Annotated in this window: 6 protein-coding genes, 1 rRNA gene and 1 riboswitch; of the genes, 2 read left to right on the top strand and 5 right to left on the bottom strand. The window is 43.4% G+C overall.

What is annotated here, in order from left to right; genetic code table 11:
- The first annotated feature begins 14 nt into the window (after positions 1–14).
- A 5S ribosomal RNA gene (gene rrf, locus NWP17_RS14625) occupies positions 15–132 on the top strand.
- Between the two features lie 217 nt (positions 133–349).
- On the opposite strand, the gene cobJ is transcribed toward rrf, so the two are convergent.
- The 4 genes from cobJ to cobG all read right to left on the bottom strand — a co-directional run bounded on the left by cobJ (position 350) and on the right by cobG (position 4978).
- Complete coding sequence (gene cobJ, locus NWP17_RS14620; protein WP_280655622.1) at positions 350–2065, bottom strand: precorrin-3B C(17)-methyltransferase; 1716 nt, start codon at positions 2063–2065, stop codon at positions 350–352.
- A 62-nt stretch (positions 2066–2127) separates the two neighbouring features.
- Positions 2128–2832 carry a precorrin-2 C(20)-methyltransferase gene (locus NWP17_RS14615; RefSeq protein ID WP_280655621.1) on the bottom strand — a complete coding sequence of 235 codons (705 nt, stop codon included), beginning with the start codon at positions 2830–2832 and terminating at the stop codon, positions 2128–2130.
- A gap of 2 nt (positions 2833–2834) precedes the next feature.
- Positions 2835–3461 (bottom strand): precorrin-8X methylmutase, encoded by a 627-nt coding sequence (locus tag NWP17_RS14610; protein WP_280655620.1) that lies wholly within the window; start codon positions 3459–3461, stop codon positions 2835–2837.
- Positions 3462–3499: 38 nt separating this feature from the next.
- Entirely contained in the window at positions 3500–4978 is a 1479-nt protein-coding gene (cobG, locus tag NWP17_RS14605; RefSeq protein ID WP_280655619.1) for a precorrin-3B synthase, read from the bottom strand.
- 62 nt (positions 4979–5040) lie between these two features.
- Positions 5041–5155: riboswitch (adenosylcobalamin-variant (AdoCbl-variant) riboswitch) on the bottom strand.
- 145 nt (positions 5156–5300) lie between these two features.
- Between cobG and cbiE the strand changes: the two genes are divergently transcribed.
- Positions 5301–6515, top strand: coding sequence for a precorrin-6y C5,15-methyltransferase (decarboxylating) subunit CbiE (gene cbiE, locus NWP17_RS14600; RefSeq protein ID WP_280655618.1), 1215 nt, complete (start codon positions 5301–5303; stop codon positions 6513–6515).
- Between the two features lie 5 nt (positions 6516–6520).
- Here the strand turns inward: cbiE and NWP17_RS14595 are convergent.
- Positions 6521–6718 (bottom strand): Uma2 family endonuclease (locus NWP17_RS14595; protein ID WP_280655617.1); only part of this gene is annotated, 198 nt, incomplete at its 5' end.

The following is a 6718-nucleotide window of genomic DNA, read 5'->3' as shown; positions in this document are numbered from 1 at the left end:
ACCCGACAATTTTTCCTGGTGTCTATGGCACGGTGGAACCACACTGATACCATCCCGAACTCAGAGGTGAAACGCTGTTGCGGCGACGATAGTTTTGGGGTTGCCCTCTGCAACAATAGCTCGATGCCAGGTTCATTTTTTCAACACCATAAATAACAGCCTCTTCAATAATAGAAGGGGCTTTTGTTTTTATTTGGCTTTTTTTGCTGATATAGCATTTCTTAAACACGTGAGATATAAGTGTAAATGATGAAAGTCTTGTATTGCGGGCATATACGCTCAGTACAAGTCTTGTCTGCTAAGAATGTACCTCACTTGGGCAAAATTCGCTATATATAGTCTGATCCAGCTATTCAGTATATCGCCTTGGTGTATATACATAAATACTTCCGTAACCGCGCTGAATTCTGCGAGTTTGGCTAGAACCAACTAAAATAACTGTCCGCATATCCGCAACATCAGATGTTAACTCTTGTAATTTGATTACCTTCACCATTTGTCCTGGTCTGCCGATATTTCTGGCTAATACTACTGGGGTATCAGGTTGTCGATATTGCAGTAAAATATCTCTGGCTGCTGCTAGTTGCCAAATACGCTCTTTAGAAACAGGATTATAAAAGGCGATCGCAAAGTCAGCTTCACCTGCTGCTGCTATTCGCTGTTCAATGATTGACCAAGGTTTTAAAATATCAGAGAGTGAAATGGCGCAGAAGTCATGTCCTAATGGTGCGCCAATAGCTGCTGCTGCTGCTTGCATGGCAGAAATACCCGGTGCAACGTGTATATCAATACTTTCCCATTCCGGTTTAAGGTTTTGCTCGTATGCTTCAAATACAGCTGCGGCCATAGCATAGATACCAGGGTCGCCAGAAGAAACTACGGCTACATATCGCCCTGATGCTGCTAAATCTAATGCCATTGTAGCCCGGTGGATTTCTTTGCGGTTGTCTGACTCGTGTCGTTGTTTACCATCTGCCAGAGAACCAATTAAATTTATATATGTTTTATATCCTACCAAGTCCGTGGCAGATTTAAGTATTTTTTTTACTTCTGGAGACATCCACTCTTGACCACCCGGACCCGTGCCAATAATTGCTAACTGCCCTCTGGGTTGACCGATGGTGCTGGGGTCAATGGGTGTGTTGGCTATGGCCACAGCTAGGTGAGGAAAAGAGGTGGATAAGGGAGATGAATCAGTGACATTCATGGCTATGGCTTGCGCAGGGCTATAACCCTGTGATATCCATTTTTCTAAGTGATTTGAGGTTAAAAACCGAATAGGCACTTTAAAAGCGTTAGCAATGTCTGTTAATGCTGGATTTGCGGCTATGGTAATGGGGGCAAAAATTCCTGCCACTGATGCTGGGGCAAGTTGGGCATCTGCTAACAGCTGTTGTATTATATCTAGATCAATACTTTCACTGACAGCAATGGCTATAGTTGCTGGGTGATAAATAAGGCGGTTGGGTGCTGAAGTGACTAATTGCTCTGTAATGGTAATGGTTAAATTGCCGTTGGGGTTGATGGGTAATTGACTATTACTCAACCAAGGCGCGTTTCCTTCCAGTTTGACTTGCGCTCCTGCTAATAAATCAGAGATAAATTTCTTAGCCTCCTCTGGGTTAGCTAAATGATATCCAGTGGGTGGAGATAATAAAGCTGTGCGGAAACGAATATCACCTGTGGTGGTAATTGCTGCTTCAATATCTAGTGCTTCAGCAATGCCTCGCGCTAAATCATTCACGCCATTGAGTCCACCTAATAGGGGAACCACCGCACTACCATCTTCAGCTACGGCTAATACTGGCGGTTCTTGTTTTTTGTCGCACAGCATTGGTGCTATGGTTCTGATGAGGATACCAGCAGCACAAATCCCAATTAAGGGTGTTCCCTGTGCGAATAATTCCCGCAATGTTTCACCAAAATTGGTGAAGCTAACATCAACGCCAGATGTGCGACCTGTCAAGCCGTATAATGTCCCACCCTGTAGTATGCTGATGATTTGGCGGGCTAGTGGGACGCTGTTTTGACTCAGTACTATAACTGCGGGGGCAACCTTGATCATGGTTTAATGATATTTATGATTACAAAAATAACACCTTCCATAAGTACTACTTGTTGGTAAACCTACAACCGACTTTTAGTAGGTATGATAATCATGGAAAAATAGGGTACTTGATCTGGGTCAACTTCATCCAGGGGGACAATTCTTTGCTGTGCCATAGTTGCCCGCTCAACATATAATGCCCGTGATGCCAAATCTAATTGATGTAAAACATCTCTAACTTTGGTAAAGTGGCGACCTAGTTTCATAATTGCTGCTGCATCGGTAGCTAGTAAGTGTGTGGTTAATTGTTCGGCGGGCATGGGGGCTGGTAAAACCGTCATAATATCGTTGTAATAGGTAAAGGGAACACCCAAGGCTACAGGACAAGCCATGAGTGAGGAAACTCCTGGTACAACTTCCGTTTGGTACTGTTCAGATAAACGTGTGAAAACGTACATAAAAGAGCCATAAAAAAACGGGTCACCCTCACATAAAACTGCTACATCCCTTCCTGCGGCCAGGTGTTCGCCAATGGGTGCAACTTCTTGGTCATAAATAGCACTGGCTGTTTCTGGCTCTAGGGCGCGGGGGAGGTGAAACAGCACTTCAATTTGATTGCCAGAGAGGTATTGAGAAACGATCGCCCTGGCTATGCTATCTTTATCTATTGCTGACTGATAAGCCACCACGGGAACGGACTGTAATAGTCTTAGTCCTTTCAAAGTCAATAGTTCTGGGTCGCCAGGACCGACACCAATTCCATAAAGACGGCCTTTGGTTTGCATATTTATTCTTCCTCTGATGCCAGGGCATTAACTGCGGCGGCGGCGATCGCACTACCACCACGCCGTCCATGTAAAGTTACAAATGGTACACCTTTGCTATTTTTTGCTAGTGCTGCTTTTGACTCGGCAGCACCCACAAATCCCACTGGAAAACCCAAAATAATTGCTGGTTTAAGCATTCCCTCTTCCAGCATTTCCAGCAAGTGAAATAGTGCTGTAGGTGCATTACCAATTGCCACCACTGCCCCGTCTAAGTGCAATCGCCACAATTCCACCGCAGCTGCCGATCTGGTATTACCCAAACGCTTGGCTAGGGCTGGAACTTCCATATCATACAGAGTGCAGATAACTTTGTTGTTTGCAGGTAGTCTGTGGCTAGTAATACCTTCAGCAACCATTCGACAATCACATAAAATAGGCGCACCTGCTGCTAGTGCTGCCCGTCCATACTGCACCGCTTTAGATGAATATGCCAAGTCATTAACGATATCAGTCATTCCACAGGCGTGGATCAGACGTACAGCAACTTGTTGCTCATCAGGTGGTAGCACATCCAGGTTAGCCTCTGAACGGATGATGGCAAAGGATTTACTGTAGATTTCTTGAGCATTTCGGATGTAGTCAGCCATGGTAAAATAGTCAATGGTGAATGGTAACAAAAATCAGCCTACTTTACTAAGGAGAATAAAGACTGCAATTGAGTAATCTCATAGCGATTAACGAATTCTCCAAAGGATTCATGAGGATTTTGGCGTTTAACTTGATACACTTGTAACATTTGGGCTAATAATATGGGAACCTCAGCTAAAGTCACGTATTGATAGAGTTGACGACCGAATTTTTCCTGGCTGTCGCCTGTGGCTACGCTACCCAAGCCATCACCAATATATATGTGATAGGCCGCCAAAGTTTCATTGTCTGATTCTAGGTTAACAGCGAGCAATGTTATATCATTATTACCATGGTGAGCGCAAGATTTTTGGCAACCGGTTAAGTGAATATGAACTGGGTGATGGAGGTTTACATGAGTTTCGAGATATTTTGCTAATGTCAAAGCATCACCTTTAGTATCAGTAGCGGAAGCAGCACAACCTTTATTACCAGAACAGGCCACTAATGCGCTATTGATATTACTGGGTGAAAAATCTAATTTTAAACCAGTGATTTTATTTTTAACTTGGGTAAGCGATCGCTCTGGAATATCAGTCAGGAGCAAATTTTGCCAGGGTGTCAATCTGAGAGTACTGCTACCGAATTGTGTAGCTAAATCAGCTAAACCGCGAAATTGCCGACTTTCCAGCCTACCTAAAGGTAAAACCACACCAATATAATATAAACCTTGCTGACGTTGGGGATGAATCCCTAGATGTTGATATTGGCAGTTTAACCTTTTTTCTGGTGTGGTTTTGTCTAACTTTGGCTGGCGAATTATTTTAAAAGGTAAACCTTGTTCAACTTCTTGAAGATAATTTTCACAACCCCAATTATTCAACAACTCTCGCAAACGCAGCTTGCGCCTACCAGTGGAATTAGTATGACCAAGATAAACTTCAGCCAAAGAACCACACACTGACACACATTGGTCTGGTAACAAAACAATTCCCGTGTCAATTAATGGTTTTACACCCACACTGAGACACAGACGAAAGTAAACTTTACCCTCAATTAACACAGCCGCAAACAGTGCATCATTGGGGCGATCGCACACCGAGACAGCACCACCACCATCAAAGCCCACACTAAATTTTGCTGATAGTCCTGACAGGGCGGGGTGTGCGGCGATATAGTTGTCCCACTCTTTAACCAAAGGACGGGTATCCATTAATTCTTGGCGGTCAATACCAGCAGTGGGGCTGGTCATAATATTACGGATGTGGTCAACAGCGAAATTGCGAGAACCAACACCTATATTTTGTAAACCTTCGAGAACCTGGGAACTGATTCCGGAGAGTAATTCGCGGATTTGCAAGTTAGCCCGGTTGGTAACATCGACATAACCACCGCCATAATTATCTGCTATGTCTGCGATGGCATGACACTGTTTACTATCCAGAATCCCACCTGGTATTCTGATGCGCGATAATATCCCATCTTGGGCGGGTGTATCATAAAATAATCCAGGACATAAACTAAAACCGGACAGCAAAACATTAACTCCTTCCCTGTGCGACGCAGGTAGTAGATAAATAAGTGTGTCTTAACAACACTGCTCAGATTGGCGTTCTGACTTGGCAAGTAAATAAAGTGAATGTTTTTCTTGGCTCCTTACCTTCACAGTTGCGGCACAGTCCCGGAATTGCACCGGAGTTTCCCAACTTTGAGCTTTAGTAATTTAACATGATTAGTCGGCTATGATCATCAATACTTCACATTTTTCATCAATAGTTCACACATATTAACTAGTATTAACCCTAGTTTGAGTTCATGGTGTAGATTTAAATTTATACTAATCAGAGATGAGCTAGTTTATGACCAAAAAATGGCTATCAATTATAGGTATTGGTGAAGATGGGTTACGGGGTTTAAGTGCTGTGGCTCGTTCTCTAGTTGATCAAGCAGAAGTAATCATTGGGGGTCATCGCCATTTAGCAATGTTACCCCCAGAAGACCCACGGGAGAAAATCACCTGGACATCACCCATTAGCACCTCCATAGGTGAAATTATCCGTCGTCGGGGTCAATTAATCTGTGTATTAGCCAGTGGTGACCCCATGTATTATGGTATCGGTGTCACCCTAAGCCGAGAAATTCCCCCAGAAGAAATCATAATTATTCCTGCACCTTCAACCTTTAGCCTAGTGTGCGCCAAATTAGGATGGTCCTTAACCGAAACAGAAACCTTGAGTTTATGCAGTCGTCCGGTCTCTCTTCTCAAGTATTACATTTATCCCCAAGCCAAACTGTTGATTTTGAGTGAAGGCAAAGACACACCTAGAATAGTAGCCGAAATCTTGACAAATAGCGGTTATGGTAGCAGCAAAATCACAGTTTTAGAACATCTAGGCGGTAGTAATGAAAGAATTATACAAGGTACTGCGGCATCTTGGAGTAAAATAGAAATAGCTGCTTTGAATGCGATCGCAATTAATTGTATTGCTGACCCTGGAATCATACCCTTACCTAGATTACCAGGACTACCAGATCATGCCTATGATCATGATGGACAGTTAACCAAACGAGAAATCAGAGCAGTAACCTTAGCAAAATTAGCCCCCTCACCTGGAGAACTACTATGGGATGTGGGCGCGGGTTGCGGTTCAATTTCCATTGAGTGGATGCGTACTCATCCCCGATGTCAAGCCCTGGCTATAGAAAAAAATTCCTCTAGACTAAGGTACATAGTCGACAACGCCGCAGCTTTGGGAACTCCCCAGCTAAAAATTATTCATGGTCAAGCACCATCAAGCTTAAAAGATTTACCCACACCCGATGCTATATTTATTGGCGGTGGAGTCACAGCCGAAAAGCTCTTTGATATCTGTTGGACAGCATTGCGTCCGGGCGGGCGGTTAGTAGCTAATGTTGTTACTGTAGAAGGAGAGCAAACCCTGTTTCAATGGTATAATCAAGTTGGTGGAGATTTAACTCGTATTGCTATCCAAAGAGCAGAACCCATTGGTAAATTTTTAGGTTGGCGGGCTATGTCACCTGTTACTCAATGGATAGTGAAAAAGAGGGAATAAAATTCCTAAAAAACCACATCTTCGTAAACTTCCGCTATGGTGGCTTCAAAATCTACACTATACAGCCGAAAAAAATCTTGTTCTGCTGAGTAGAATTGTAAAACCCACAGTCCTTGTTCGTTACGCCGAAAACAGTCAATACGCCGACGTTTCGTATTAATTAAAACATACTCCTGCAAAGTATCCATCACCTGATAATCAAT

Source organism: Chrysosporum bergii ANA360D, assembly GCF_029891735.1.
In the GTDB taxonomy this organism is placed as follows: domain Bacteria; phylum Cyanobacteriota; class Cyanobacteriia; order Cyanobacteriales; family Nostocaceae; genus Umezakia; species Umezakia bergii.
This window is presented reverse-complemented; position numbering and strand designations above follow the sequence as displayed.

Coding starts and splice junctions, on each gene's coding strand:
- NWP17_RS14610 (WP_280655620.1), bottom strand. CDS start 3,461: ATGGCTGACTACATCCGAAATGCTCAAGAAATCTACAGTAAATCCTTT.
- cbiE (WP_280655618.1), top strand. CDS start 5,301: ATGACCAAAAAATGGCTATCAATTATAGGTATTGGTGAAGATGGGTTA.
- NWP17_RS14615 (WP_280655621.1), bottom strand. CDS start 2,832: ATGCAAACCAAAGGCCGTCTTTATGGAATTGGTGTCGGTCCTGGCGAC.
- cobJ (WP_280655622.1), bottom strand. CDS start 2,065: ATGATCAAGGTTGCCCCCGCAGTTATAGTACTGAGTCAAAACAGCGTC.